19 protein-coding genes (1 of these 19 cut by a window edge) are annotated in these 26,129 nt (G+C 68.8%); 9 read left to right on the top strand and 10 right to left on the bottom strand.

The window, feature by feature from the left end; translation table 11 throughout:
• A protein-coding gene (locus Y958_RS12090; RefSeq protein WP_088872176.1) for a peptidoglycan DD-metalloendopeptidase family protein crosses the window boundary here: on the top strand, positions 1-573 show its end. 855 nt of this gene lie to the left of the window's left edge; 573 of the gene's 1,428 nt are visible here — the last part of the coding sequence; its start codon lies off the left edge, out of view; the stop codon is at positions 571-573.
• A gap of 84 nt (positions 574-657) precedes the next feature.
• Here the strand turns inward: Y958_RS12090 and clpB are convergent, their stop codons facing one another.
• Positions 658-3,300 carry an ATP-dependent chaperone ClpB gene (gene clpB / locus Y958_RS12095; RefSeq protein ID WP_088872177.1) on the bottom strand — a complete coding sequence of 881 codons (2,643 nt, stop codon included), beginning with the start codon at positions 3,298-3,300 and terminating at the stop codon, positions 658-660.
• A gap of 234 nt (positions 3,301-3,534) precedes the next feature.
• On the opposite strand from clpB, the gene Y958_RS12100 reads away from it, so the two are divergent.
• Positions 3,535-4,302 carry an MOSC domain-containing protein gene (locus Y958_RS12100; protein ID WP_088872178.1) on the top strand — a complete coding sequence of 256 codons (768 nt, stop codon included), beginning with the start codon at positions 3,535-3,537 and terminating at the stop codon, positions 4,300-4,302.
• Here Y958_RS12100 and maiA read toward each other — a convergent pair.
• Positions 4,299-4,937, bottom strand: coding sequence for a maleylacetoacetate isomerase (maiA, locus tag Y958_RS12105; RefSeq protein WP_088872179.1), 639 nt, complete (start codon positions 4,935-4,937; stop codon positions 4,299-4,301). The two genes, Y958_RS12100 and maiA, sit on opposite strands and share 4 nt — an antisense overlap.
• 209 nt (positions 4,938-5,146) lie before the next feature.
• Here maiA and Y958_RS12110 point away from each other — a divergent pair, with 209 nt between their 5' ends.
• A complete protein-coding gene (locus Y958_RS12110) occupies positions 5,147-6,034 on the top strand; it encodes a LysR family transcriptional regulator (RefSeq protein ID WP_088872180.1) in 888 nt (295 codons plus the stop codon).
• Here the strand turns inward: Y958_RS12110 and Y958_RS12115 are convergent.
• The 4 genes from Y958_RS12115 to Y958_RS12130 all read right to left on the bottom strand — a co-directional run bounded on the left by Y958_RS12115 (position 6,031) and on the right by Y958_RS12130 (position 10,847).
• Positions 6,031-6,414, bottom strand: a complete 384-nt coding sequence (locus tag Y958_RS12115) for an MmcQ/YjbR family DNA-binding protein (RefSeq protein WP_186291329.1) — start codon at positions 6,412-6,414, stop codon at positions 6,031-6,033. The two genes, Y958_RS12110 and Y958_RS12115, sit on opposite strands and share 4 nt — an antisense overlap.
• Complete coding sequence (locus tag Y958_RS12120; RefSeq protein ID WP_088872182.1) at positions 6,411-7,676, bottom strand: M48 family metallopeptidase; 1,266 nt, start codon at positions 7,674-7,676, stop codon at positions 6,411-6,413. Before Y958_RS12120 ends, Y958_RS12115 begins: the two co-directional genes overlap by 4 nt.
• Positions 7,677-7,817: 141 nt before the next feature.
• On the bottom strand, positions 7,818-8,171 hold the full coding sequence (locus tag Y958_RS12125; protein ID WP_088872183.1) for an RNA-binding S4 domain-containing protein: 354 nt from the start codon (positions 8,169-8,171) through the stop codon (positions 7,818-7,820).
• 39 nt (positions 8,172-8,210) lie between these two features.
• Complete coding sequence (locus Y958_RS12130) at positions 8,211-10,847, bottom strand: helicase-related protein (RefSeq protein ID WP_244909284.1); 2,637 nt, start codon at positions 10,845-10,847, stop codon at positions 8,211-8,213.
• Between the two features lie 292 nt (positions 10,848-11,139).
• Between Y958_RS12130 and Y958_RS12135 the strand changes: the two genes are divergently transcribed.
• Positions 11,140-12,528, top strand: a complete 1,389-nt coding sequence (locus Y958_RS12135) for a hypothetical protein (protein WP_088872184.1) — start codon at positions 11,140-11,142, stop codon at positions 12,526-12,528.
• 74 nt (positions 12,529-12,602) lie between these two features.
• Here the strand turns inward: Y958_RS12135 and Y958_RS12140 are convergent, their stop codons facing one another.
• Positions 12,603-13,307 (bottom strand): protein-L-isoaspartate(D-aspartate) O-methyltransferase, encoded by a 705-nt coding sequence (locus Y958_RS12140; RefSeq protein ID WP_211098495.1) that lies wholly within the window; start codon positions 13,305-13,307, stop codon positions 12,603-12,605.
• A 203-nt stretch (positions 13,308-13,510) separates the two neighbouring features.
• Here Y958_RS12140 and htpG point away from each other — a divergent pair, with 203 nt between their 5' ends.
• The 4 genes from htpG to Y958_RS12160 all read left to right on the top strand — a co-directional run bounded on the left by htpG (position 13,511) and on the right by Y958_RS12160 (position 19,237).
• Entirely contained in the window at positions 13,511-15,415 is a 1,905-nt protein-coding gene (gene htpG, locus Y958_RS12145; protein ID WP_088872185.1) for a molecular chaperone HtpG, read from the top strand.
• Positions 15,416-15,768: 353 nt separating this feature from the next.
• Positions 15,769-17,730: a L,D-transpeptidase family protein gene (locus tag Y958_RS12150; protein WP_145960795.1), complete on the top strand. Its 1,962-nt coding sequence runs from the start codon at positions 15,769-15,771 to the stop codon at positions 17,728-17,730.
• A 203-nt stretch (positions 17,731-17,933) separates the two neighbouring features.
• Entirely contained in the window at positions 17,934-18,683 is a 750-nt protein-coding gene (mepK, locus tag Y958_RS12155) for a peptidoglycan L,D-endopeptidase MepK (RefSeq protein WP_244909285.1), read from the top strand.
• A 113-nt stretch (positions 18,684-18,796) separates the two neighbouring features.
• Entirely contained in the window at positions 18,797-19,237 is a 441-nt protein-coding gene (locus Y958_RS12160; RefSeq protein WP_244909286.1) for a hypothetical protein, read from the top strand.
• Between the two features lie 115 nt (positions 19,238-19,352).
• On the opposite strand, the gene Y958_RS12165 is transcribed toward Y958_RS12160, so the two are convergent.
• The 3 genes from Y958_RS12165 to Y958_RS12175 all read right to left on the bottom strand — a co-directional run bounded on the left by Y958_RS12165 (position 19,353) and on the right by Y958_RS12175 (position 23,677).
• Positions 19,353-20,627: a dicarboxylate/amino acid:cation symporter gene (locus Y958_RS12165; protein WP_088872188.1), complete on the bottom strand. Its 1,275-nt coding sequence runs from the start codon at positions 20,625-20,627 to the stop codon at positions 19,353-19,355.
• Between the two features lie 262 nt (positions 20,628-20,889).
• A complete protein-coding gene (locus tag Y958_RS12170; RefSeq protein ID WP_004273874.1) occupies positions 20,890-21,408 on the bottom strand; it encodes a hypothetical protein in 519 nt (172 codons plus the stop codon).
• 37 nt (positions 21,409-21,445) lie between these two features.
• Positions 21,446-23,677, bottom strand: a complete 2,232-nt coding sequence (locus tag Y958_RS12175) for a sensor histidine kinase (RefSeq protein ID WP_186291175.1) — start codon at positions 23,675-23,677, stop codon at positions 21,446-21,448.
• Positions 23,678-24,039: 362 nt separating this feature from the next.
• On the opposite strand from Y958_RS12175, the gene Y958_RS12180 reads away from it, so the two are divergent.
• The gene (locus tag Y958_RS12180; protein ID WP_145727607.1) at positions 24,040-25,998 is read left to right on the top strand and encodes a sensor histidine kinase; all 1,959 of its coding nucleotides are present in this window, start codon (positions 24,040-24,042) and stop codon (positions 25,996-25,998) included.
• Positions 25,999-26,129: the final 131 nt, after the last annotated feature.

Here is a 26,129-nt window from a genome sequence, read left to right on the forward strand (position 1 = left end):
AGCATCCGCCGCGCCATCCTGCGCACCCCCATCGACGGTGCCCGCGTCACCTCCGGCTATGGGATGCGCATGCACCCGGTGCTGGGCTACAGCAAGATGCACAAGGGCAAGGACTTCGGCGCCCCCGTGGGCACCCCCATCTACGCCGCCGGCGACGGCGTGGTGGAGCAGGCGGGGCCCTTCAGCAGCTATGGCAACTACGTCAAGCTGCGCCATGGCAACCAGATGGAAACCGCCTACGGCCACATGAGCCGCATCGCCAAGAACTTGCGCGCCGGCATGCGCGTGGCCCAGGGCGACGTCATCGGCTATGTCGGCGCCACCGGTCGCGCCACCGGCCCGCACCTACACTTCGAAGTGCTGCGCGGCAACCAGCAGATCAATCCCGACAGCAAGGAGGCCAAGATCGAAGCCGGCCGCAAGCTGGACGGGAAGGACCTGAAGCAGTTCCAGGCCATCGTCGCCGAGGACCAGGACGCCTTCCGCGATCTGCAGGGCGGCAGCGGCAGTACCCTGGTCGCCGCCAAGCCCGGCACCGGTCATGTGGTCCAGGCCGCCGTGAAGCGGCACTGAGCATAGACGTCCCGACCCACAAAGTTCAGGGCCGGTCCCCCTGGGGACCGGCCCTTCGCCTGTCAGCGCTCAGAACAATGCCCTTCAATGCACAGTGGGCGGCTGGCCCCAGAGGCTTTCGCCGGCCGGCGGCACCTTGATGGCCTCACCGTTCAGGACCAGGCCCTCCGGCCCGGCGGAGACGGTGATGGTCTCCCCATCGTTGATGCGGCCTTCCAGGATGCGGGTGGCCAAGGGATTCTGCAGTTCCCGCTGAATCACCCGCTTCAGGGGCCGGGCGCCGTAGGCCGGGTCATAGCCGGCGTCGGCCAGCCAGCGCAGGGCCGCGTCGTCCAGCTCCAGCGTCATGTTGCGCTCCGCCAGCATGCGCCGCAGGCGGCCCAGCTGGATGTTGACGATGCCGGCCATGTGCGGCCGCGACAGACGGTTGAAGATCAGGATCTCATCCAGCCGGTTCAGGAACTCTGGCCGGAAGGAGCCGCGCACCACCTCCAGCACATGGGCGTGCGCCGTGGCCACCGCCGCCGCGTCCGCCCCGTCGGCCAGCGCGGCCAAGGCCTCGGACCCCAGGTTGGAGGTCATGATGATCAGCGTGTTGCGGAAGTCCACCGTGCGGCCCTGGCCATCGGTCAGGCGGCCGTCGTCCAGCACCTGCAGCAGCACGTTGAACACGTCAGGGTGGGCCTTTTCCACCTCATCGAACAGCACGACCTGGTAGGGCCGGCGGCGCACCGCCTCGGTCAGGGCCCCACCCTCCTCATAACCGACATAGCCCGGAGGGGCGCCGATCATGCGGGCGACGGAGTGCTTCTCCATGTATTCCGACATGTCGAGGCGGACCATGGCCGTCTCGTCATCGAACAGGAATTCGGCCAGGGCCTTGGTCAGTTCCGTCTTGCCCACGCCCGTGGGCCCCAGGAACAGGAAGCTGCCGATGGGGCGGTTGGGGTCCTGCAGGCCGGCGCGGGCACGGCGCACGGCGTTGGACACGGCCACCACCGCCTCGTCCTGTCCCACCACACGGCTGTGCAGCTTCTCCTCCATGCGCAGCAGCTTTTCCCGCTCGCCCGTCAGCATCTTGTCGACGGGAATGCCGGTCCAGCGGCTGACCACGGCGGCGATGTCGCCGTCGCGCACCTCCTCGTTCAGCATGCGGTTGCCGCCCGCCTCCTCCGCCTCGCGCAGGCGGCGCTCCGTCTCCGGGATGACGCCGTAGGTCAGCTCGCCCGCCCGCGCCCAGTTGCCGGTACGCTGGGCGTTCTCCAGCTCCGCCCGGGCCTGTTCCAGCTGTTCCTTCAGCTTCTGGGCGCTGGACAGGGTATCCTTCTCCGCCTGCCACTGGGCGGTGAGGTTGCCCGACTGCTCCTCCAGCTCGGCCAGTTCGGCCTCCAGCTTGACCAGCCGGTCCTTGGAGCCCTGGTCGGTCTCCCGCTTCAGCGCCTCGCGCTCGATCTTCAGGCGGATGATCTGGCGGTCCAGCTCGTCGATCTGCTCGGGCTTGCTGTCCACCACCATGCGCAGCCGGCTGGCCGCCTCATCCACCAGGTCGATGGCCTTGTCGGGCAGGAAGCGGTCGGTGATGTAGCGGTTGGACAGGGTGGCGGCGGCCACGATGGCGCCGTCGGTGATGCGCACGCCATGGTGCAGCTCGTACTTCTCCTTCAGGCCGCGCAGGATGGAGATGGTATCCTCCACCGTCGGCTCGGCCACGAAAACGGGCTGGAAACGCCGGGCCAGGGCCGCGTCCTTCTCGATGTACTTGCGGTATTCGTCCAGCGTCGTGGCACCGACGCAATGCAGCTCGCCGCGCGCCAGCGCCGGCTTCAGCATGTTGGAGGCGTCCATGGCACCGTCGGCCTTGCCGGCCCCCACCAGGGTGTGCAGCTCATCGACGAAGACGATGACCTCGCCCGCCGCCGACTGGATTTCCTGCAGCACGGCCTTCAGCCGTTCCTCGAATTCGCCCCGGAACTTGGCGCCCGCCACCAGGCCAGCCAGATCCAGCGCCATCAGGCGCTTGTTCTTCAGGCCTTCCGGCACGTCGCCGTTGACGATGCGCAGGGCCAACCCTTCCACAATGGCGGTCTTGCCCACGCCGGGCTCGCCGATCAGGACGGGGTTGTTCTTGGTGCGGCGGGCCAGCACCTGGATGGTGCGGCGGATTTCCTCATCGCGCCCGATGACGGGGTCGAGCTTGCCGTCGCGCGCCGCCTGGGTCAGGTCGCGGGCGTATTTCTTGAGCGCATCATAGCTTTGTTCCGCCGACGCGCTGTCGGCGGTGCGGCCCTTGCGCAGGGCGTTGATCGCCTGGTTCAGGGCCTGCGGCTTGGCGCCGGCCTCGGCCAGCACCTTGGCGGCCGTCGTGCCCTCGGCCATGGTCAGGGCCAGCAGCAGGCGCTCCGCCGTCACGAAGCTGTCTCCCGCCTTCTGGGCCAGCTGCAGAGCGCTGTCGAACACCTTGGCCAGCTCACGGCTGAGGCTGATCTGCCCGGCGCCGGGGCCGGACACCACCGGCACCTTGGCCAGCGCCACCTCCACGCCCGACAGGGCGCGGGCGGGATCGGCGCCGGATGAGCGCAGCAGGTTGGCCGCCAGGCCTTCGCTGTCGTCCAGCAGCACCTTCAGCAGGTGTTCAGGGTTGAGGGTCTGGTGGCCGCCGCGTAGCGCCAGCGTCTGCGCCGCCTGCACGAAGCCACGGCTGCGCTCAGTGAACTTCTCGAAGTCCATCGCAAAAAGCTCCTAGTGTCAGCCAGAGCGTCCGCCAGGCAGCCCGTTCCAGCCATGATCCACGACAATTGTGCGATCCGAAGGATGCACCAGCGATATGGGGCCTGAGCCCGCCAGCCGCAAGCCCGGTCACACGCCCGTTCCTACATCTACCCCGCCCTACATCTAATTGTCGTCAACCTGTCCCCGACCGTTCGTTGACAAGCGGCGGGGGCGATCCCTTAGACTGGCCCCATGATGACGACCGTTTCCATCCTGCATTATTTCCCCGTCAAGGGGTTGTCCGCCCAGACCCTGGAGGCGGTGACGCTGACCCCTGGCCAAGGCATGCCGCAGGACCGGCGCTTCGCCATCACCCACGGCGCCACCACCTTCGACGTGGTCAGCCCCGCCTGGCGGCCCAAGAGCAACTTCCTGGCCCTGATGCGGGATGAGCGGCTGGCCACGCTGGACGCGCGTTATGACGCCGCCAGCTGCACGCTGGTGCTGCTGCGCAACGGCAGGCAGGTGGCCAAGGGGCGCATCGACACCCCCACCGGCCGCCTGCTGATTGAGCAATTCCTGGCCGCCTACATGAAGGACGCGGCCGTGCCGCCGCCCTACAAGGTGATCGAGGCGCCAGGCCACATGTTCAGCGACATCGAAGAAAAGGCGGTATCGCTGATCAACTTGGCCAGTTGCAAAGATCTGGAGCGGGTGACCCAGGCGCCGGTGGATCCGCGCCGCTTCCGCGGCAACCTGCTGCTCTCGGATCTCGCCCCCTGGGCGGAGGCGCAATGGGTGGGCAAGCGCCTGCGCGTGGGCGAAACCCTGTTGGAGGTGTTCAAGAACATTCGCCGCTGCGCCGCCACCGAGGTCAACCCGGTGACGGGCGAGCGCGACATGCCCGTGCTGAAATCGCTGATGAACGGCTACGGCCACGTCAATTGCGGCGTCTACGCCCGCGTCATCGAGGGCGGGACGATCCGGCCGGGCGACACCGTCACGGTGATCGAGGCTTAGCGCGGCGCCCCGGGCTGGCGCAGCGGCGCCGCCCTGGCGAACGCGTCGATCTCCATGCAGGCGTTGAAAATCCGGTCGATGGTCGGATAGTCGGCCGGGAGGATCTGGAAGCCCTGGGCACCGGTCACGTGGCTCATGAGGCACAGGTCCGCGATCGTGGGGCTGTCGCCATGGCAGAAGCGGCCGACGGCGGGATCACCGGCCAGGCGGGCTTCCCCTTGCGCCAGCCCTTCGCGAAACCAGTGGCGCACCCAATCGGTGTGCCCCACACCGAAGGCGGCGGCCAGATGGCGCCGCACCCGCGGGACGATCAAGGGGTGATGGTCGGCCGCGAAGCTGAGCGCCAGCGCCCGGACCCGGGCCCTGTCACGCGCACCGGCGGGCAGTAGCGGCGGTTCGGGATACAGCTCCTCCAGATATTCCAGGATGGCCAGCGATTGGGTCAGCGGCGGCCCGCCATCCACGAACAGCGCAGGCACGGCCGCCGCCGGATTGACGGCCAGGAAGGCCGGCGCGTTCTGCTCCCCGGCATCGAGATCGATCATCGTCTCCTCGACCGCCAGGCCCTTGAGATTCAGCGCCGCACGCACACGGAAGGCGGCGGCCGAGCGCCAGAAGCCGTACATCTTGAACATGGGGCATGGTTCCTTTCAGGTCAGCGGCTCAGGTCAGCGGCGGGCACCATAGGCTTTCGCCGGCGCCAAGCCGGCTTGGCCTTTGGCAAGGCGCGCTTGCGCTGGTGCAAATCCATCAGCGTTGTCAGGGCCGCCTCAGGCACCCTATTTTGCACTGGCGCAAAGATCGGGCGAATTTGGGCGTGAAGCCTTGCACAGGAACAAGCCACATGGACTGGAACAGCTTCCGGTTGATCCTGGCGATCAGCCGGACGGGATCGCTGAAGGGCGCTGCCAAGACGCTGGGGCACGACCATTCGACCATCTTCCGCTGGCTGAACACCCTTGAGGCGACGTTCCAGGTCCAGTTGTTCGAGCGCAGCGCCGGCACCTACCGCCCGACGGACGCGGGGGAGCGCATGCTGCTGGCGGCTGAACGCATGGAAGAGGAAGCCCTGGCGCTGGACCGGGACATCACCGGGCGGGACGCCCGCCTGTCCGGGAACCTCAGGATCACCTGCTCGGAAAGCCTGGCCTACCGGCTGCTGAACGACCTGCTGGTCGAGTTCCGCGCCCGACACGACGGGATTTCGATCGAACTGCTAGTCGACAACCGGCAACTGGACCTGCTGCGCCGGGAAGCGGACATCGCCATCCGCGCCACCCGGCCGGCCGAAGGCGATCTGTTCGGCCGGCGCCTCGCGGACACCGCCTGGGCCTTGTACGCCAGTCCGGCCTATCTGGCCGGCAAGCCCACCCCCGTGGCGCCGGGCTTCGCGGGGCACAGCTTCATCGGCTGGGACACGGCCGCCACCGCCGCCGCCGCGACCTGGCTGACCGACATGGTGCCGGGGGCCGCCATCGTCTATCGCTCCAGCAGCCTCATCAACCAAATGATGGCGGTGAAGGCCGGGATCGGGCTGGCCCTTCTGCCCTGCTACCTGGGGGACCCGGAAGCGGACCTGGTACGCGTTGCGGGTCCCGAGGGCGCGCTGACGCGCGAGCTGTGGCTGATCACGCATCGGGATCTGCGCAATACGGCGCGCGTCCGCGCCTTCTTCGACGTCGTCGGCCGGGGTCTGGTCGCCCGCCGCGACCTGCTGGAGGGCAAGGGTTAGACCGGAGCGCGATCATCAAGCCGCGCCGCCAGCTTCTTGGGCGCCACGGCCTGGTAGCTTTCCTTGATCCAGGCCTGCAGCAGGTCCAGCGGCACGTCATCGCCCGCGCCGAATGTGGCGGTGATCCAACCCGCACGCCCCAGGCCATATCCCGTGGGCGCACAGTTGGCCATATCCAGCGCGAAGGGGCCGGAGCGGGGCAGCTTCACCGTCACGTGGCAGCCGGCCGCCCCGTCCCGGCCCAGGAAGACGAAGATCTTCTGCCGCACCTTCACCACCGTCTCCCCCCAAGGGTGATCCTCCCACGCCTCGGGATACGTCAGGGCATGGGCCAGCAGATCGGCCAAGGGGGAGTCCGGGAGCGAAGAGGCGCCGGTCACGGCTTGGGCTCCGCCGGGGCCTGATCGGGCGCGGTGGGCTCGGCCGCCGCCGGCAGGTTCTCCGCCTTCCAGCGCATGGCGCGCAGGATGCGGTTGTAGCCCGAGGGATGGTCGTAGAACACGATCTCCTCCCATGCGCCCGGCTGCAGCTTGCGGTATTCGGCCAGCTTCAGCGCCACGGTGGCGAAGCCGTCCGGCTCACGCGACAGGTTCAGGCCGAAGGCGTCGGCCTCCGCTTCCTGCGTGCGGATGATGGTGTTGAGCACGGGCGTCAGCACGAAGAAGTATGCGGTGAACAGGATGACGACCAAGGGCAGGCCCGCCACGTCGCCCAGGCCGGTGATGCCCCAGCGCCCGCCGCGCGTCAGCCGGCCGAAGACACGGTCCACGACCAGATAGCCGAAGCAGACCAGGAGGGAGAGGTAAAGCAGAAGGACAAAGACGTGATTCAGGACGTAATGCCCCATCTCATGCCCCATCACCGCCTTGATCTCCGCCAGGGTGCAGCGCTGCAGCAGCGTGTCGGTCAGGGAGATGCGGGTGGTGCCGAACAGGCCGCTGACATTGGCGCTGATCTTGTTGGACTGGCGAGAGGCGTTGAACTCATAGACGTCGGTGGCGGGCACTTCATTGGACCGCGCCATGGACAGCAGGGCCTCGCGCACCGGGCCCGGCTTCATCGGTTCGTATTTGTTGAACAGCGGCGCCACGAAGACCGGGGTCACCACGATCATGAGAACCAGCACCACCACGCCGAAGACGCTGGCCCATATCCACCAGCTGCGCCCCAGGCGGCGGACGATGGCGTAGAGCACCCAGACGACCAGGGCGCCTATCAGGCTGGAAATGGCCAGCTGGATCATCTGGTCGCCGAACCAGTCGCCAAAGGTCTGGTTCATCAGTCCGTACTGCCGCTCACGGTACCAGTCCGCATACGCGACGTAGGGCAGGCTGAGGACATAGTCGATGACGGTGTAGGCGATGAAGAACACCGGCGTGGCGAAGCGGCCCAGGCCGGCCAGCCGATCCCGCAGGCGCCGCGCCAAGCCGCCGGCCAGGAATATGGCCGCCACGGCCAACGACACCAGGAAGCGCCACAGCTGCAGCCAATAGCCGCCCTCGAAATAGGTGTTCGACTTGGCCCGCGCGTCGGCGGGCACCGTGTCCAGATAGGCCTGCGTCGCCGCCACCGGGTCGAACGCCGCGGCGTGCGTCGCCACCGGGACCAAGCAGGCCCCCAGCGCCGCGCCCAAAATCCCCACGGCTACCGCCGCCCCCGTTCCTTGTCCCCAAACCTTCATAACCGGCCCCAATCCTTGCGCGCCGCGCCCCCTGGGCGGCACTTATTGACCGACAGCGTAGAAGGCGGAAGCCGGTATGGATAGAACCAGTTCGCCTAAATCTTACAGGGCCTTGGGCAGGCGCGACTCCGGCGTGGGCGGCGCCAGGTCCTCATACAGCGCCTGGGCCTCCGGTGCCGGGCCGCGTCGGGTGCCCAGCGCCAGCACCTTGATGACGCGGATATGGTTGCCGAGGGGAAAGGTCAACACGTCGCCCGGCCGCACGGTGTGGTGCGCCTTGGTGATGGGGGTACCACCGCAGCGGATGGCGCCGGAACCACACAGCTTGGCGGCCAGGCTGCGCGACTTCAGGAAGCGGGCGTACCACAGCCATTTGTCCAGCCGCAGCCGGCCTTCGGCCAGGTCGGCGGCATCCTCGTCATCCGGGCCGGCGCCCCTCCCGTTTCCCTTAGCCATGTCGCGCCGCCGCCTTTGCCATCACCGCCACGCCCCCCATCAGGGCACCTCCACCAAGGTCCGCAGAATGCTGAAAGGATGGTCACCAGGCGGCACCGGCTGGGGTGTGGGCGCCGCCTTCCTACCGGGCTTGACCGCTGCGGAGGGCGCCGCAGGAGTCACCCCGAGAGCCGCAGCGGGCGCCGGGCTGGGCTTGGGCCGCCGTCGCAGCCAGGGCGCCGGCTCCCCCTCCGCCTTGGGTTGCCCCAGACGGTAGCCCAGCGCGGACATCAGGGACGGCACCTCCGCCCGGGGCACGCCCAGGCTCAGCACCAGATCGTCCACGGCGACCAGCGGCCCGGCCTTGGCCCGGCCGGCCAGCGATTTCTCCAGCCGGTCCACCATGTCGATGCGCATGGCGCGAGATCCTAGGGGGACGTAGCCGATGGCGGCCAGGAAATGCGGCGGCAGGTCGCCGACGACCAGGGTCACGCGCCCGGGTGGCGGCACGGCCACGGGCGTGCCGTGCGCCACCGACCACAGCAGCCCGCGCAAGGCCACCGCCGCGGGCCGCGTCAGCGCCGTCAGGAACACCTGGCTGAAGCCCAGGCGCAAGCCCAGGGCCGCCAGGCGCCGCCGGTCCTCCTTCGTCAGGGTGGCGATCAGCGGTTCCAGCGCCGCGCGCGGCAGGCCGCCCAGCGCCTCCGCCACCTGGAAGGCGATGCCCCGGCCGGCGCCGGAAAGCTCCCCACCCCGCGCCGCGGCGGCCAGCGCGGTGAGAGGCGCCAGCACCCGGGCCACGTGTGCCTCCACCCAGCGGGTCAGGCGGGCCCGCACCGGTTCGCGCTGGCCGGTCTGCAGGAAATCGTCGCCCACCAGGCGCACCAGGGGAGCCAGCGGCGTGGGCCCCGGCGCCAGCACACCGATGACGGCGCCATCCCAGCTGAGCTCGCCACCGCCGTCCAGAGTGATGGCGGCGTCGGGTGCCGCCTCCAGCGCGCGCACCCGCTGATTGATGACGTCGCCCAGGGCGCGGCGGGCGGCGGTGGTGATGGCCTTGGCGTCGGCCGCCGGCACGTCGGCATCCAATTGGAAGGCCACGCCGTGCAGCCGGCCCACCGGGTGGCCCTCCACCAGCACGCGGCCGTCGCGGTCCACCGCCCCCATCAGGTCGCGCCCGTCGGCCAGGCGCTTCACCAGGCCAGCCGAGCGCTTGTCGACAAAGCGCTGGGTCAGGCGCTCATGCAGGGCGTCGGACAGCCGGTCCTCGATGGCGCGGGTGCGCTCCTGCCAATGGACGGCATCGTCCAGCCAGCCGGGGCGGTGGGAGATGTAGGTCCAGGTGCGTATATGGGCGATGCGCGACACCAGGGTGTCGATGTCGCCCTCCCCCCGGTCCAGGCGGGCCACCTGGGCCGCCACCCAATCCAGCGGCAGCGTGCCGGCCGGCCCGTCGCGCAGATACTTGAAGATCTGGGACAGGAGGCGGGTGTGGGCGTCGGACAGCACCTTGCGGAAGTCCGGAATCTGGCAGACCTCCCACAGCAGGCGCACAGCCAGGGGGTTGTTGGCCAGGCGCATGAGGTCGGCGTCCTGCGCCAGCGCCTGCAAGGCCAGATGGTCGTCCGCCTCCCGCGCGCGGATCAGCACGGGCGACGGCGGCCGTTCCTCCAGCGCGCGCAGCAGGGCCTGGGGGCTGCGGAAGTCCAGGTCGACGTTGCGCCACATCAGGATCTTCAACGTCTCGAACTTATGGTTCTCCACCGCGTCGATCAGCTCGGGATCCAGCGGCGGCGCCTCATCCGTCGTGCCGAAAGTGCCGTCGGTCAGGTGCCGGCCGGCGCGGCCGGCGATCTGCGCCACCTCCGGCGCGCGCAGGCGGCGCGGCTGCTGGCCGTCGAACTTGGACAGGCGGGCGAAGGCCACATGGTCGACATCCATGTTCAGGCCCATGCCGATGGCGTCGGTCGCCACCAGGTAATCCACCGCCCCTTCCTGATAGAGCTGCACCTGGGCGTTGCGGGTACGGGGACTGAGGGCGCCCAGCACCACGGCCGTGCCGCCGCGCGTGCGGCGCAGCAGCTCCGCCAGGCCGTAGACGTCGGCGGCGGAGAAGGCCACCACGGCAGCCCGGGGCGGCAGCTTGGTCAGCTTCTTGTGCCCGCTGTAGGTCAGGCTGGAGAAGCGGGGCCGCGACACGAACTCCGCCTTGGGGATCAGCTTCTGCAGCAGCGGCTTGATGGTGTCGGAGCCGAGGAACATCGTCTCCTCCGTCCCGCGCGCGTGCAGCAGGCGGTCGGTGAAGATGTGTCCACGCTCGGGATCGGCGGCCAGCTGGATCTCGTCCACCGCCAGGAACTGGGCCACATGGTCCAGCGGCATGGATTCGACGGTGCAGATCCAATAGCGGGCGCCGGGGGGGATGATCTTTTCTTCCCCCGTCACCAGGGCCACCTGGCCCGCCCCCTTGGCCCTGACCACCTTGTCGTAGTTCTCCCGCGCCAGCAGGCGCAGCGGGAAGCCCATCATGCCGCTGGCGTGGGCCAACATGCGTTCCATGGCCAGGTAGGTCTTGCCGGTGTTGGTCGGCCCCAGCACCGCCACCACCCGCCCGCCCGGCAAGGCGCCCACGCCGTCGGCGGCCCGCCGCTGAGCGGGCAGGGCGGAGGCTGGAGAGGGGCGGGGACGGTCGCTCATGACACTCAGTGTTGGGGCGGCGGCCCCCAAAAACAAGACGGCGTGTTTGAGGGCCACTCGCATGAACCGCGCCCGAGGACGGCGGTTCCGAGGTGGACCCCGTCAGTGGACCCCCCGTTAGTGGACCCCCGTCTGGCCGCGGCCAAGTGGCCCTGGAAAAACCCCGCCCCCAATGCGGACATAATGCGGGGCCATCCTTATATAGGGTACCGGCCCGACAGGCACGCCGCTTGATTCCGGTCAATACTCCCGTATCACCTAGGCGCAACACCGTTCCCCTGAAGGCCCGTCCATGCCCGTCCGCCCCCGTCTCGCCGCTTTGTCGCTGATCCCCCTGCTGCTGGGCACCTCCGCCCTGGCCGCACCCGTGACGCAGGAAGGTGCCGACAAGCTGGCCCGGCTGGCCGAACAGCAGCTGACCAAGCCCGCCAACCCGCACAAGGACGGCAGCCTGCGCCTGACCCTGAACGGCCACGCCAGCGCCACGCGCGAGGGGGATCATTACCGCCTGAGCCTGCCCGGCGCCCAGCTGCACCTGGGCGACGACAGCGTGCTGGACCTCGGCACCCTGGTGCTGGCGGTCACCCCCACGGCCGACGGCCACTGGGACGCCACCGGCGCCCTGCCCAGCCCCATGGGCGTGTTCGACGGCCAGGGCATGCGCATCGGCGAGGTGCGCCTGGGCAGCCAGAGCCTGCATGCCCGCTGGACCCCCGATTTCCAGACGGTCGACCTGCTGGACGCCAAGGCGGGCGACATCCGTTTCATCCCCCGCCCCGGCCACGGCGCCGTATCCATGGACGCCCTGGCTGTGCGCTTCATGCCGGAGGACGAGGCGCGCGGGCGGTGGAGCGGCCCGCTGCGGATGGAAGTGAACAAACTGGACACCAGGACGCCGGAAGGTGCGGAGGAAACCCGGCTGCTGCGCGGCCTGCTGGCCATCGACGTCACGGACTTCAACATGGCCCAGGGCGCCCTGCTGCGTGTGGGCGGCGGCACGGATCCCGGCCCCGCTGGCGCCGTGCTGTCGCGCATGAAGGGCACCCTCAGCCTGGACGGCTATGCCAGCCACGACGACGAGGGCCATCCCTATTCCCTGAAGACCCTGAACGCCACCGTCACCGCCGACAACATGGACGGCGACCATGGCGTGCTGTCGCTGGACTACAGCCACCGTGGCCTGGTCAAGCCGGCCGTCAACGGCCAGGCCGACCCCATCCCGGAAAAGGGCGACCTGCACCTGAAGATCACCGACCTGCCGGCCCGCACCCTGGCGGAGGCTGACTGGAATACCCTGCCGCCCGACGCCAAGCACCGCAACCGCGCCATCAAGGACCGCACCCTGACCGCCCTGGGCCAGGCCGGCAGCCATCTGACCATCGACAAGCTGGACTTCCAGGCGCCCGACGCGGCCCTGGTGGGCAACGCGGCCCTGGTGTTCGACGCCGCCAACCCGCGCGGCCTGACCGGCACCCTGTCGCTGCTGATGCGCGGCCTGGACCACCTGCCGGCCAACGGCGTGGGCAACGGCGCCATGCTGGGCTTTTTCGCCCTGCAGTCCATGGGCGCACCCGAAAGCCAGAGCCGCCGCTTCAGCCTGGATTTCCGCCCCGACGGCCATGTGAAGCTGAACGGCAGCGACGTCACCCTGCTGATGACCGGACTGGCCAAGCTTCCCTGAAAACCGCCCCAGGTTGCGGGGCACATCCAAGATGTGCCTGGCTTCGGCGGCCTGCGCCGCCTGCGCGTCGCGCCCTAACCCTCAACCATGGGAACGAAGGCGACCGCCAGCAGTGGCTGTTCTCGCACCCGGCCGTCCCGTCCCTTTTCCACCAGGCACAGCTGCTGCGCCCTTCCTGCCGGCCCCACCGGCAGCAGCAGGCGCCCGCCCGGCCGCAGTTGCTCCACCAGGGCCGGGGGCACGGCAGGCGCGGCGCAGGCGGCCAGGATGGCGTCGAAGGGGGCCGCGTCCGGCCAGCCGCCATGGCCGTCGCCGATGCGCAAGGTGACGTTCCTGATCCCCAGGGCCGCCAGCCGCCGCTCCGCCGCCTGCGCCAGATCGGCGATGACCTCCAGCCCGAAGACCGTGGCGCCCAGGTGGGCCAGCAGCGCGGTCTGGTAGCCGGAGCCTACGCCGACCTCCAGCACCCGGTCGCCCGGGTGGACGTCCAGCAGTTCCGTCATCAGCGCCACCAGGGAGGGCTGGGACAGGGTCTGGCCCGCCGCCAGGGGCAGCACTTGGTCCTGATAAGCGTAAGGGGCCTGGTCCGCCGGGGTGAACAGTTCACGCGGCGTGGCCATCAGGGCGGCGGCCACGCGCGGGCTCAAGGCCGGCAGGCCCAGGGGCCGGTCCGCCCGCATGCGCCGGGCGATGGTTGCCACCAGGGCCTCGCGCTCATCCCGGCGGGCCGCCAGGTCCACCGCCGCGCCGCCGTCGCCAGACTTTCCGAACCATGCCATCACCCTGCCCCCGTACACGCTGGCCTCGTAGCGGTCATGCCGGAATCAGGCCCTGCCCCAACGGAGGGGCTTGCGTCCGTCGCGCCCGCCCCTCATATCGGGGCGCGACGGCCGGCCCATCCATGGGCGGCGCGTCGGAGCCAGGTTCACCACGTCGGCGGCGCCACGACAGGGCCGCCCAGAAAGAAGGACGGAACACGCCCATGAGTGAGGAAAAACTCAGCTTCCAGGCCGAAGTTTCCCGGCTGCTGGACATCGTCGCGCATTCGCTCTATTCGGAAAAGGAGGTCTTCCTGCGGGAGCTGATCTCCAACGCCTCGGACGCCTGCGACAAGCTGCGCTACGCCTCCCTGACCCAGCCGGAACTGACGGCCGGGGACGCCAACTTCCGCATCACCCTGACGCCGGACACGGCCGCCCGCACCCTGACCATCGCCGACAACGGCATCGGCATGAACCGGGACGACCTGGTGGAAAACCTGGGCACCATCGCCCGCTCCGGCACCGCCAACTTCATGGCCGCCCTGTCCCAGAAGGCCGAGGCCAAGAAGGACGGCGAAAAGGACGTGTCGCTGATCGGCCAGTTCGGCGTGGGCTTCTATTCCGCCTTCATGGTGGCGGGCGAGGTCGAGGTCTACTCGCGCAAGGCCGGTGAAAGCCAGGGCTGGCGCTGGACCTCGGACGGCAAGGGCTCGTTCACCGTGGGCGAGAGCGACGACGCCCCGGCGCGCGGCAGCCGCATCGTGCTGCACCTGCGCGACGGCGAGGACGACTACCTGCAGACCTACCGCCTGCAGAGCATCGTCAAGAAGTACAGCGACCACATCAGCATCCCCGTGCTGGTGGGCGACGACGAGAAGCCGGCCAACGCCGCCTCCGCCCTGTGGACCCGGCCCAAGAGCGAGATCACGGCCGAGCAGTACAAGGAATTCTACCATCACGTCGGCCACGCCTTCGACGATCCCTGGCTGACCCTGCATTGGCGGGCGGAAGGCGTGCTGGAATACACCAACCTGCTGTTCATCCCCGAGGCCAAGCCCTTCGACCTGTTCGAGCCGGAGCGCAAGCACCGGGTGAAGCTGTACGTCCGCCGCGTCTTCATCACCGAGGGTCCGGAAGGCCTGATCCCGGCCTATCTGCGCTTCCTGCGCGGCGTGGTGGACAGCGAGGACCTGCCGCTGAACGTCAGCCGCGAGATGCTGCAGCACAACCCCATGCTGGCCAAGATGCGCACCGGCATCGCCAAGCGCGTGCTGGGTGACCTGGCCCGCAAGGCCGACGACGCCGACTCCAAGGCGGACTATGCGCGTTTCTGGGAGAACTTCGGCGCCGTGCTCAAGGAAGGCCTGTATGAGGAGCGGGAGCAGCGCGACACCCTGCTGAAGCTGCTGCGCGCATACAGTACCCATGGGGGCACCCACGGCGATGAGCTGGTCAGCCTGGAAGACTATGTCGGCCGCATGAAGCCGGGCCAGGACGCCATCTACTACATCACCGGCGAGGACAAGGCGGCGCTGGCTCGCAGCCCGCACCTGGAAGGCTTCCGCGCCAAGGGTGTGGAAGTGCTGTTCCTGACCGACGCGGTGGACGAGTTCTGGCTGCAGTCCGTCACCCAGTACAAGGACCACGCCTTCAAGTCCGTCACCCGCGGCGGCGCCGACCTGGCCAACGTCACGGCCGAGGACAAGAACGACGAGACGCCGAAGGCGCCGGAGGACAGCGTGGCCGATCTGGTGGCGCTGGCCAAGCTGACCCTGGGCGACGCGGTCAAGGACGTGCGCACCTCCGAACGCCTGCGCGAAAGCGCCGTCTGCCTGGTGGCGGACGAGGGCGACATGGACATCCACCTGGAGCGCATGCTGAAGGCCCACCGGCGCCTGGATGAGACATCCAAGCGCATCCTGGAAGTCAACCCCACCCACCCTTTGATCCGCCGCCTGGCGGACCTGGCCAAGGCCAATGGCGCCGGCGGCGCCCAGGGTGAAGCCCTGGCGGATGCGGCCTGGCTGCTGCTGGACCAGGCGCGAATCCTGGAGGGCGAGCCGCTGCCGGATCCGGTGGCTTTCGGCCGCCGCCTGGCGACGTTCGTGGAGAAGGGGCTGGCCTAAAGGGTCAATCGCCTCATTTATTTACACCCTGTTCATGCCCCGCCCGAGAAACCGGTGTGGGGCATGGCGTTTTTGCAACGGCCGGTGGGTGTCAAGGGCGCCCCGCGCCGCATGGAACGGTTTCGCCCTTTTCTTGCCGCTAACTGCTGGCATAGTCCGCAACCGATCGAACGATGCGGCTGTTATCGTTGTCAGGTCGAGATGCGGCTGCATAGGGGGGCACCCTTGCCGTCGTTGATATGGGTTTCCCCCGGGACGTCCCGGGGGTCCAAGGGCGTGAGCCAGGCGGGGTTTGCATGGGGTTGTCGATGGGGGCTGTCGCCCCGAATGATCGGAATGGGGCGCGGACCGGGATGCGGCGCCGCAACGCCTCCACCGCCGCGCTACTGGCCACCGTACTGTTCCTGCTTCCTTTGGGCGTCCAGGGAGGCGCCCAGGCGCGCGACCTCGCGGACCTCATGAAGGACCGCTTCCCGGTAGCGCAGGGTGAGGCGACGCCGGACGACAGCGACCAGACCGTGCTGGCGCGGTTCTACCGGGGCCGGGGACTGAAGCCCCTGTGGGTGGAGCACGGCGAGGCCAACGCCGCCGCCCGCACCGTCCTGACCGTCCTGGGCCATGCCGACGAGGATGGGTTGAACCCCAACGACTATGCCCCCGCCAGCCTGACGGCGCAGCAGGCCCATCTGGACAGTCCCGAGGCGCAGGCCGCGTTCGAAACCAACCTGACCCTGGGCCTGGTGCATTATGCCAGCGACGTGTCGGTGGGCCGCATCATCCCCACCCTGGCCGACCCGGAACTGGTCATCGACCGGCCGCCCTTCGACCGGGCGCAGTTCCTGGGTGGCGTCGCCTCCGCCACGGATCTGGGCGCCCTGCTGACCGGCCTCGCGCCGCACCGCCCGGAATACGCCGCGCTGAAGGCCGCGCTGGCCCACTATCGCCAGATGAAGGCCGCCGGCGGCTGGCCCACCATCCCGCCGGCGCCCAAGGCGCCCCCGGCCCCGCCACCGCCGGCCGATCCCGCCAACCCCACGGCGCCCGCGCCCAAGCCGGAAAAGACCAGCGATGCGCTGAAGCCCGGCATGATCGACCCGCGCGTGCCGGCCCTGCGCGCCCGCCTGGTGGCCACGGGTGAGGCCAAACCCCTGCCCGTTCCGCTGCCCAAGGGCACCAATCCGGAGCTGTACGACGACGCCCTGGCCACGGCCGTGAAGGAATTCCAGCGCCGCCAGGGGCAGGAGCCGGACGGCGCCATCGGCAAGCGCACCCTGGTGGAACTGAACGCCACGGTGGATCAGCGCATCAACCAGATCATCGTCAACATGGAACGCTGGCGGTGGGAGCGGGAGCCGGCGGACCAGCCCTACCTGGTGGTCAACCTGGCCGACTACACCCTGTCGCTGATGCGCGGCATGGACGTGCAGCTGACCATGCGCGTGGTGGTGGGCGCGCCCTTCACCCGCACGCCCGTGTTCATCGGCAACATGAGCTATATGGAGTTGAACCCCTACTGGTACGTGCCGACCAAGATCGCCAAGGAAGAGATTCTGCCCAAGCAGAAGAAGGACCACAGCTACGTCGTCAAGAACCACTACACGCTGCTGTCGGACTGGACGTCCAACGCCGTGCCGGTGGACCCCAGCAGCATCAACTGGGCGACCGTGACGGAGCGCAACTTCCATTGGCGGGTGCGGCAGGACGCGGGCAACGACAATTCGCTGGGCCGCATCAAGTTCATGTTCCCCAACAAGTTCGACATCTACCTGCACGACACGCCGTCCAAGCGGCTGTTCGAGCGGGCGGTGCGGTCCTTCAGCCACGGCTGCATCCGGGTGCAGGACCCGCCCAATCTGGCGCTGGCCATCCTGGCCCTGACCGACACCCCCGGCTGGCCGGAGGAGAAGCTGCGGGCCGAGATCGGCGGCGACAGCCTGAAGCACCAGACGATTCGCCTGAAGAATCCCCTGCCGGTGCACATCACCTACATCACCACGGTGACCGACCCGGACGGCGGCATCGACTTCCGCACCGACGTCTATGGTCGCGACGCCCGCGTGCTGGCCGCCCTGAATGGTCCCCGGCCGCGCAAACCGGTGGTGCCCGCCGCGGTGCCGGCGGCCGCCCCCACGCCTGGGAGCGCGCCCAACGCCGCGCCGAACACGGTGCCGGCCGCGTCGGGCGACGCGCCGAAAGCGGCTGAGACTCCAAAGCCTTCGGTCCAAGGCGCACGCACGGGCGCTACACCGGCACCGGTCAAGGCGCCGGCGCCAGCCGCCACCCCCGTGCCGGCGAATGCCAACCCGGCGCGCTGACGGATGGAGGCCGCTTGCCCAATTGTGACCGTTTCGGAAGCGGTTGCAAAGGCGGACGCCCAGGCCGCCGCACGGTAGCGGTCATACGTTCATCAAATTTTTGCCTCATTTGGGGCTTGCTTATTCACACCCCGTTGTCACAGACTGCAGCCCTGCCCTGCTGGTGACGCGGGGCTATGGCAAGACAGATGGGGACATCCGGAATGGACGAACGGCACGCCGCGGCGCGTTTGCTTACTATTGCCTGCGACGCCCCCAGTGCCTCTGACGCGTCCCTGGTTGCCTCTTCCGCCCCAGCCCCCACCCGGCGTGGCCTGCTGGCGGGCTTCGCCAAGCTAGCCACCGGCGCTGCCCTGGTGGGTGGTGTCGCCAGCCCCCTGCCGGCGCTGGCCAAGGCCGCCACCAAGCACCACGGCGGTGCCAGCCACGGCCACAGCGCCGCCCACGGCAATCTGATGCATGGCGACTGGTCCAACGCCCGCGCCGCCACCCGCCCCCTGTCGGACAACCGCCGCGTTCTGGCCTTCAACCATCTGCACACCGGCGAGAAGCTGAAGGTCACCTACTGGGCTGACGGCAAGTACCTGCCGACCGCCCTGCACGACGTGAATTCCATCCTGCGCGACTGGCGGACCAACCAGACCATCGCCATGGACCCCAAGCTGCTGGACCTGATGTTCCAGATGCAGCACCGCCTGCACACCAACGAGACCATCCAGGTCATCTGCGGCTATCGTTGCCCCAAGACCAACGCCATGCTGGCGGCCAACTCCGAAGGGGTGGCCAGCCACAGCATGCACATGGAAGGCAAGGCCATCGACCTGGACCTGGCCAGCAAGCCCCTGGCCCGCATCCGCCAGGTGGCGGTGGAGCTGAAGCAGGGCGGCGTCGGCTATTATCCCAAGTCCAACTTCGTCCACGTCGATACCGGCCGCGTCCGTCAGTGGGCGTAAGGGCGGGGGCGTGAAGCCCTCCCCTCCCCCAATGGGTCTAAGGACGGGCTTGTTCCCGCGTTCAACCGCGTGAGACAACGCCCTCTCAAGGATTTCTGAGGGGGACTAAAGACATGCGGGCACGCCCGGCGGCATTATTGGCCGCTCTATTCATCGCCATCGCGTCCACAGCCGTCGCGCAAACGACATCCGCCCCCTTCACCGGCCGCGACCTCAGTGGCACCTACGCCTGCACCGGCGTGGATGGGCACGAGGGCGCCTACACCTCCACCGTGACGCTGGAGATGGACAGGGCACAATCCCACGGGAAACGGGCCGGCTATCATTTCAGGATGGAGGTGCCCAACTATGGCACCTATCGCGGTGTCGCCACCGCCGACGGTGACGCCCTGGCCATCACCTTCGCGCACGAGGACCCGGCCACCCAGGACTATGGCACCGGCATCGCCAAAGTGAGCCGGACCAAGGATGGCAAGGTGCGCTTCGACAAGTTCTATTACGAAGACGCCTACAAGGGCGGGAACACTGGCACGGAAAGCTGCGTGCGCAATTGAGGCGTCCCCGATAAGCGAACAGGCCCCGGATCGGTCGATCCGGGGCCTGTCGCGTTTCATGGCATGCTGTCTTGCTATCGGCCTGGTTGAAGTCGGGCCGGCCGAATTCCAAGGCTCAGGCGGCGCTGGGTCCGTTCGCCAGTTCCCGGTGCAGGACCTCGGTATCCAGCTCCTTTTCCCACTTGCTGACGGCGATGGTGGCCACGCCATTGCCCACCAGGTTGGTCAGGGCGCGGCATTCGCTCATGAAGCGGTCGATGCCGATGAGCAGGGTCAGCGAGGCGATGGGAATGTCCGGCACCACGGCCAGCGTGGCCGCCAGGGTGATGAAGCCGGCGCCGGTGACGCCGCTGGCGCCCTTGGACGTCAGCATGGCCACCAGCAGGATGGTGACCAGATGCCCGAAGGTCAGGTGGGTGTTGGTCGCCTGGGCCAGGAACAGCGTAGCCAGGGTCATGTAGATGTTGGTGCCGTCCAGGTTGAAGCTGTAGCCCGACGGGATCACCAGGCCCACCACGGGGCGGGCGCAGCCCAGGCGTTCCATCTTCTCCATCATCTGGGGCAGCACCGTCTCGGATGAGGAGGTGCCCAGGACGATCAGCAGCTCGGCCTTGATGTAGTTGATGAAGCGCAGGATGGAGAAGCCGCAGATCCAACCGACGACGCCCAGCACCACCAGCACGAACAGCAGGCTGGTCAGGTAGAAGCTGCCGATCAGCATGCCCAGGTTGATCAGGGCGGCGATGCCGTACTTGCCGATGGTGAAAGCCATGGCGCCGAAGGCACCGATGGGGGCCAGGCGCACCACCATGTGGATGATGCGGAAGAAGATCTTCGACATGCGCTCGATGACCACCGTGGCCGGCTTGCCGTAGTCGCCCAGGTGGGCGATGGCGAACCCGGTCAGGATGGCGATCAGCAGGACCTGCAGCAGGTCGCCGCCGCCCAGCGCACCCAGATAGGTGTCGGGGATGATACCCAGGATGTGGTCGGCCACGGTGTCCTTGGCGGCCTTGTCGACATAGGTCGACACCGCCTTGGCGTCCAGGGTGTGGGGGTCGACGTTCATGCCGGTGCCCGGCCGCACCACCTCGCCCACCAGCAGGCCGATGACCAGCGCGAAGGTGGAGATGACCTCGAAATAGATCAGGGCCTTGCCGCCCACGCGGCCGACCTTCTTCATGTCGGTCATGGCGGAGATGCCGCTGACCACGGTGCAGAAGATGACCGGCGCGATCATCATCTTGACCAGCTTGATGAACCCGTCGCCCAGCGGCTTCAGCGAGGCGCCGAAGCTGGGCCAGATGCTGCCGACGATGATGCCCAGGATGATGGCGATGATGACTTGGAAGTAGAGGACCGAGTACCAGGGCTTTTTCACATGTTCCATGGGCACATCTCCCTTAGCCTCTTGTGACGAGGCGTGTTGCCGGGCCCCCATTCCCGATGCCCCAGGGACCCGCGGCCACAGCACGGCCGTTAGGTGCGACAAGAAAGCAATTGCCAGGTGAGATCAAGGCTTAAGGCGGGGTTTCGTCCGCCGCTCCTCATGAAATTTTTTGACCGATGCGGCCGCGACAACAGCCGGTCGCGGCAATCGCTTCCCCTTGGCCTTCCCCCGGTGTCTTTCGCTTGCCCAATAAAAAGTCGTTTTAAAAGACGGTCAGTTGCGGCGGCGCCGTCTTCAGCAGGTTCTCCAGCCGCTCCACCACCTCTTCCATGTTCACGCGCACGCGGTCCAGTTCGTCCGCCGTCTTGTCGTCGATGCCGGCCTCGAACAGCATCATGTCGTAGTCGGCCAGCACCTTGGTGAAGGCCTCGCGCTCATGCTGCAGGATCTCATAGGCGCCCAGCGCGTGGACCAGCAGCTGCGGCGGATTGCGGAAGAAGGCCAGGCTGACGCGGGTGAAGGCGGCGATGGACCGCAGGCGCATACGGATGAGCCAGGACTTCAGTTCACGCGGCGCGTCGTTGGGACGGCTCTCGGCCTTGTCGCCGATGGTGAAGATCATGGCCTGGATCTCGTGATAGACGGCGCGCGCCTTCTTGTAGTCCGGGAAGGACTGGGCGGGGCGGCCGGACATCTGCTCGAAAGAGGTCACCGTGGACGACAGCGATCCCGCCAGCTCACGCAGCAGGGCGCCGTGGTTGACCTCCTTCTTCATGCGCATGGGGGCGATGTCCCTGTAACGGATCAGACGCCCCAGCTTAGCGCGCCAACCCCGTCGCCACCAGGGTATCCGGTGTATGGGGTCGGCCCGCGGCGTCCGCCGCCCTCTCATCCCCGCGGGCATTCCCGCGGGCGGTCAGGTCGTCGATCTCCAGATCGCGGCCCCGCAGATCGGGCAGGATCAGGGTGAAGCGGGTGCCGGCACCGGCCTCGCTGGCCGCCGTGACCGTGCCCTTCAGGCGGTGGGTCACCAGGTTGTAGACGATGTTGAGGCCCAGGCCCGTGCCGCCCGCCCCGCGCCGCGTGGTGAAGAAGGGGTCGAAGATGCGCGGCAGGATGGCCGCCGGGATGCCCCGGCCGTCGTCCTGGTACACCACCTCCGCCCCGCCGGCGTGTCCGTCCCGCTCGTGCCCGTCCCCCTGGGCCCCCGGGCCCTCCCCCGGTGGCAGGCGGCGGGCGGTGATGGTGATGCGGCCGCGCACGCCCGGCTCATAGGCATGAAGGATGGAGTTGGAGACGAAGTTGGTCAGCACCTGGGCCAGCAGGCCTGGATAGGTCTCCAGTTCCACCGGGCCATGGCAGATGACCTCCGCCGTGTGCCCGCTGCGGCGCAGGTTGGGGCCCAGGCTGGACACCACCTCCTCCATGTAGGCACACAGCTCCACCCGCCGCCGCTCCTCTGAGCTCTGGTCGGCAGATACCTGCTTGAAGCTCTGGATCAGGCTGGCGGCGCGGCCGATGTTGGACAGCATGAGGCGGGAGGATTCCGCCAGGTCGCCCATGAAATCGGTCAGGTCGCTGCGGCGCAGGCGGCCGTCGCGCACCAGGTGATCGATGGCAGTGACCCGCTCGGAAACATGGGAGGCGGTGGTCAGGGTCACGCCGATGGGGGTGTTGATCTCATGCGCCACGCCGGCCACCAGCTGGCCCAACGAGGCCAGCTTTTCCGCCTGCACCAGCGCATCCTGCGACCGCTTCAGCTTTTCCAGGCTGTCGCTCAGTTCCGCCGTGCGGGTGCGCACGCGGTCCTCCAGCTCGTCATTGGCGCGGCGCAGGGCGGCCTCGCTGGCCTCCAGCGCCCGCTCGCGCTCCTCCCGCTCCTTGCCGATGCGGTAGGCGACGCCGAAGGTCAGCAGCACCAGGCCGATGGCGTTGGGGGCGTAAAGCGCCGCCTCGGTCCAGATGGCGGCCGGCAGGACGCCGCTGGCGCGTAGCGACCAAACGACCGCCACACCCACGATGGGCAGGAAGCCCAGCAGGAAGAAGCGGGCGTTGACGGAACGCCGCAGGTCGCGCACCGCCGCCGTCAGCGTCAGGGCCGAGCCCAGCAGCGCCAGCGCCTGCGCGATGCCGGAGCCCCGCGCTGGATCCAGGTAATGCAGGGGCGTGTCCAAAACCAACAGGCCGGTGGACAGCAGCAGCAGCCGGGCGATCCAGGGTTGCCGCCGCCTCAGGTTCAGAAACTGCACGGCGAAGATCTGGCCCACGGCCACGGGCAGGGTGCCAACCACCTCGCGATAATAATGGCTGGCCAGATCGGCCGGCAGGTGCTCCCAGGGATAGCCCAGCTGGCCGTAGATGTAGGCCAGGGTGATCAGGGCGTAGAACAGCAGGGTCACCCCCACCTCCACCCCCGCCATCACCACCAGGGCGAACTGATAGGCGGCGGCGATGATGAGGACGCCGAAGGTCAGGCCGTGCAGCAGGATGTCGCGGCGGTCCACCTGGGCTTGGGCGTCGCTGCTGCGCAGGTAGAGCGCGAAGGAGGCGAAGTAGTGCTCCACCCGCATGTACAGCACCGTGCGCCCCGGCAGCAGAGCCAGGGCGAAGACGGGGTAGCGGTGGGGAATGTCAGTGCCCCGCGCCGCCGCCCCCTCGGCCACGTGCCGCTGCGCGGCCGGGAGCAGCCCATCGCCAGAGAACACGTAGAGATCCAGGCTGCGGTAATAGGGATAAGCGAAGACCAGCAGCCGGTCGATCGTGCCATCGGTCGGGTTGTCCAGAGTGATGCGCGCCCAATAGGCGGAATGGGTGCGGGCGAAACCGGGCGTATCGCGGGTGGCCGGGGTGAAGCGGGTGGCCGCTGGGCCCGACGTGACGTCGGCCAGGGTCAGGTCCCGCCCCTTGTCCTCCAGCAACTCCAGATGGCCGCCAAGGGACAGGTCCGGGCCGTTCACCGTCACCGTGTCCGCGCGGGCCGCCGCAGGCGCCAGCGACGCGAGCGCAAGGAACAGCAGGACGGCCAGCACCGCCCGCAGGCGGCAGCCCATCCCCTCGTATCCCGCGCCCTGTCCCCGCACACCCATCATCCGTCCGCTAAACCCGTGGCTGGCGCAACCATGCCCTATCCAAGCTGGAAAGGCACGCCTTGCGTGTCCTGATGACGCCGGGCACGCGCGAACCGTCAACCGGCCCCACCCTGTCACGTGCGAACCGCCCCGTTCCGGTCCCGGCCCGTTCCGTTTCTGGCGCGCAGCCGGCCATCAATTGCCAGGCCCGCGCCCCCATGATAAGCGTCGCGGAAGGATGGGCCCGCCCTCTTCCGGGCAATGCCGGGGGCGGGCGGGGCCATCTGGCGGGACGAACAAGGTGGCGGGACGCCCTTGGGCACGACATGGCGGGACGGCGGGTCATGAGACGGCTGGCGGATTGGATGAAATCCATCGGGCCGGGCCGCCTGATCAACATCTCGCTGGCCGCCGGCATCGTGCTGTCCCTGGTGTTCGTTCATGCCGAGTTCACCCGGGGCCTGAATTCCCGCCGTGCCGAAATCCGCCAGGCCATGGATACCCAGGCCATCGCCCTGGACGGGACGCTGGCCGCCATTTCGGGCCGGGTGGAGCGCCTGCGGGAGTGGACCCGGCACGCGCTGCTGGCCCCGCCAGCCGACACCCCCCAATTGAACGCCTTCCTGGACGGGGTGGCCCAAGCCGGCGCGGATGAGGTGCCGATGCTGGACCGCGTCGGCCCGGCCGACACCAATCCGTTGGACGGACCCGTGCCCGCCGCCCTGCTGGCCCTGCCCGACCGCGCCTTGGCGCGGCATGAGGGATTGTCGCGTCCCGACCGCACCCATTGGCGGGCCGAGGCGGCAACCGCCGTGGCCCTGGCCCAGCAGCTGGCACTGGACGTGCGCACCCAGCCCGGCCTTGGGCGCGGCTATTTCATCGCCACCTCCGGCCTGGTGGCGGTGGCGCCCTGGCGGTCCGCCGATAATGCCCAGGGGCTGATGGCGGGCATCTTCGAGCGCAACGCCTATCGCCTGTCCACCCTGGCCGCCAATCCCACCGGCCGCGCGCTGTGGACAGAGACGCCCGCCCCGCCGCCTCAGGGCGCCGCGCAGGATGAGGCGCCAGCCCAGCCGCTGCCCACCGTCGCCGCTCCCATCGATGACCAGGGCCGTTTCCTGGGTGTGGTGGCCTTCGACCTGGATCCCGCCCTGCTGGCCCTGCCCACGGCCGATGCCGGCGGCGGTGGCGCCGTGCTGCTGCTGGGATGGGACGACCGCCTGCTGTCGGCCGCCGGCACCCCGCCCGCCGACCTGTTCCAGCAGGGCCGGCCCACCCCCGTCGGTCTGGCGGCGGTGATGGGCAAGACAGCCGCCACGGCCGAGCACGCGGGCTATCTCATCACCACCCGCCCCCTTACCAACGCCCCCTGGCGCCTGGTGCACGTGGCGCCGCGCGCCGCCCTCACCTGGTCGCTGGTCATGCACACCGCCGGGTCCATGGCGGGATTTTCCAGCGTACTGCTGGCGGTGGTGCTGCTGTTCAACATGGTGGTGCGGCGCATGGTGCGCTCTCAGGAACGCTCCGCCGCGGCGGAGCGGGAGGCGCGGGCGGCCACGGAACAGGCCCTGGCCGAACTGCGCGCCGCCCATGATGAGCTGGACTTCCTGAACCGGGAGAAGACGCGCTTCTTCTCGCTGATCTCCCACGACCTGCGCGGGCCCTTCAACGTGCTGCTGGGCATGACCAAGGAGCTGGCGGACTACGGCACTCGCATGGCGCCGGCCGACGTGGCCGACTTCGCCGCGTCGGTGCACCAGAGCGCGGTCACCGCCCACACCCTGCTGGACAACCTGTTGAACTGGTCGCGGGTGCAGATGTCGGGCACGCCCTTCAGCCCGTCGGTCATGCCGCTGGGCGAGGTGGTGGCGGCCGCCATCCATGACCTGGGCCCCACGGCCGATGCCAAGGGCATCCGCATCCTGGACGCCTCGGGCGACCGCCACATCCTGGCCGACCGCACCATGGTGCTGGCCATCCTGCGCAACCTGCTGGCCAACGCCATCAAGTTCAGCCACCCCAACCAGGGCGTCCAGGTGACCTCGCGGGCGCTGGGCGACCGGCTGGAGATCGCGGTGGCCGACCGGGGCATCGGCATGGATCCCGAACAGCTGGACCAGCTGTACCGCCGCGAGGCGCAGGACAGCCGCCCCGGCACGTTGGGTGAGGTCGGCACCGGCCTGGGCCTGACCCTGGTGCGCGACCTAGTGGCCCGCCACGGCGGGGTCCTGGCCCTCGACAGCCAGCCGGGCGTGGGCACCACCGTCAGCTTCACGGTGCCGCTGGCTGCCGCCCCACGTTAAACTGGCACGCCCTCAATCGCCGGGCGCCGGCATCCGCCGGCTTGGCTGTCCTCGTTTTGCCGTCCACTGCGTTCCCCGCAAAACTCCGGCGGACGCAGTCGCGTCCTACAGCGGCAGGAGGGGAATCCTCA

It is taken from the genome of Nitrospirillum viridazoti CBAmc (assembly GCF_000730165.1).
Classification (GTDB): Bacteria; Pseudomonadota; Alphaproteobacteria; order Azospirillales; family Azospirillaceae; genus Nitrospirillum; species Nitrospirillum viridazoti.

Coding starts and splice junctions, on each gene's coding strand:
- Y958_RS12175 (WP_186291175.1), bottom strand. CDS start 23,677: ATGGGCTGCCGCCTGCGGGCGGTGCTGGCCGTCCTGCTGTTCCTTGCG.
- clpB (WP_088872177.1), bottom strand. CDS start 3,300: ATGGACTTCGAGAAGTTCACTGAGCGCAGCCGTGGCTTCGTGCAGGCG.
- Y958_RS12170 (WP_004273874.1), bottom strand. CDS start 21,408: ATGCGCATGAAGAAGGAGGTCAACCACGGCGCCCTGCTGCGTGAGCTG.
- Y958_RS12150 (WP_145960795.1), top strand. CDS start 15,769: ATGCGGCGCCGCAACGCCTCCACCGCCGCGCTACTGGCCACCGTACTG.
- Y958_RS12135 (WP_088872184.1), top strand. CDS start 11,140: ATGCCCGTCCGCCCCCGTCTCGCCGCTTTGTCGCTGATCCCCCTGCTG.
- htpG (WP_088872185.1), top strand. CDS start 13,511: ATGAGTGAGGAAAAACTCAGCTTCCAGGCCGAAGTTTCCCGGCTGCTG.
- Y958_RS12100 (WP_088872178.1), top strand. CDS start 3,535: ATGATGACGACCGTTTCCATCCTGCATTATTTCCCCGTCAAGGGGTTG.
- Y958_RS12125 (WP_088872183.1), bottom strand. CDS start 8,171: ATGGCTAAGGGAAACGGGAGGGGCGCCGGCCCGGATGACGAGGATGCC.
- maiA (WP_088872179.1), bottom strand. CDS start 4,937: ATGTTCAAGATGTACGGCTTCTGGCGCTCGGCCGCCGCCTTCCGTGTG.
- mepK (WP_244909285.1), top strand. CDS start 17,934: ATGGACGAACGGCACGCCGCGGCGCGTTTGCTTACTATTGCCTGCGAC.
- Y958_RS12130 (WP_244909284.1), bottom strand. CDS start 10,847: ATGAGCGACCGTCCCCGCCCCTCTCCAGCCTCCGCCCTGCCCGCTCAG.
- Y958_RS12110 (WP_088872180.1), top strand. CDS start 5,147: ATGGACTGGAACAGCTTCCGGTTGATCCTGGCGATCAGCCGGACGGGA.
- Y958_RS12140 (WP_211098495.1), bottom strand. CDS start 13,307: ATGGCATGGTTCGGAAAGTCTGGCGACGGCGGCGCGGCGGTGGACCTG.
- Y958_RS12165 (WP_088872188.1), bottom strand. CDS start 20,627: ATGGAACATGTGAAAAAGCCCTGGTACTCGGTCCTCTACTTCCAAGTC.
- Y958_RS12180 (WP_145727607.1), top strand. CDS start 24,040: ATGAGACGGCTGGCGGATTGGATGAAATCCATCGGGCCGGGCCGCCTG.
- Y958_RS12160 (WP_244909286.1), top strand. CDS start 18,797: ATGCGGGCACGCCCGGCGGCATTATTGGCCGCTCTATTCATCGCCATC.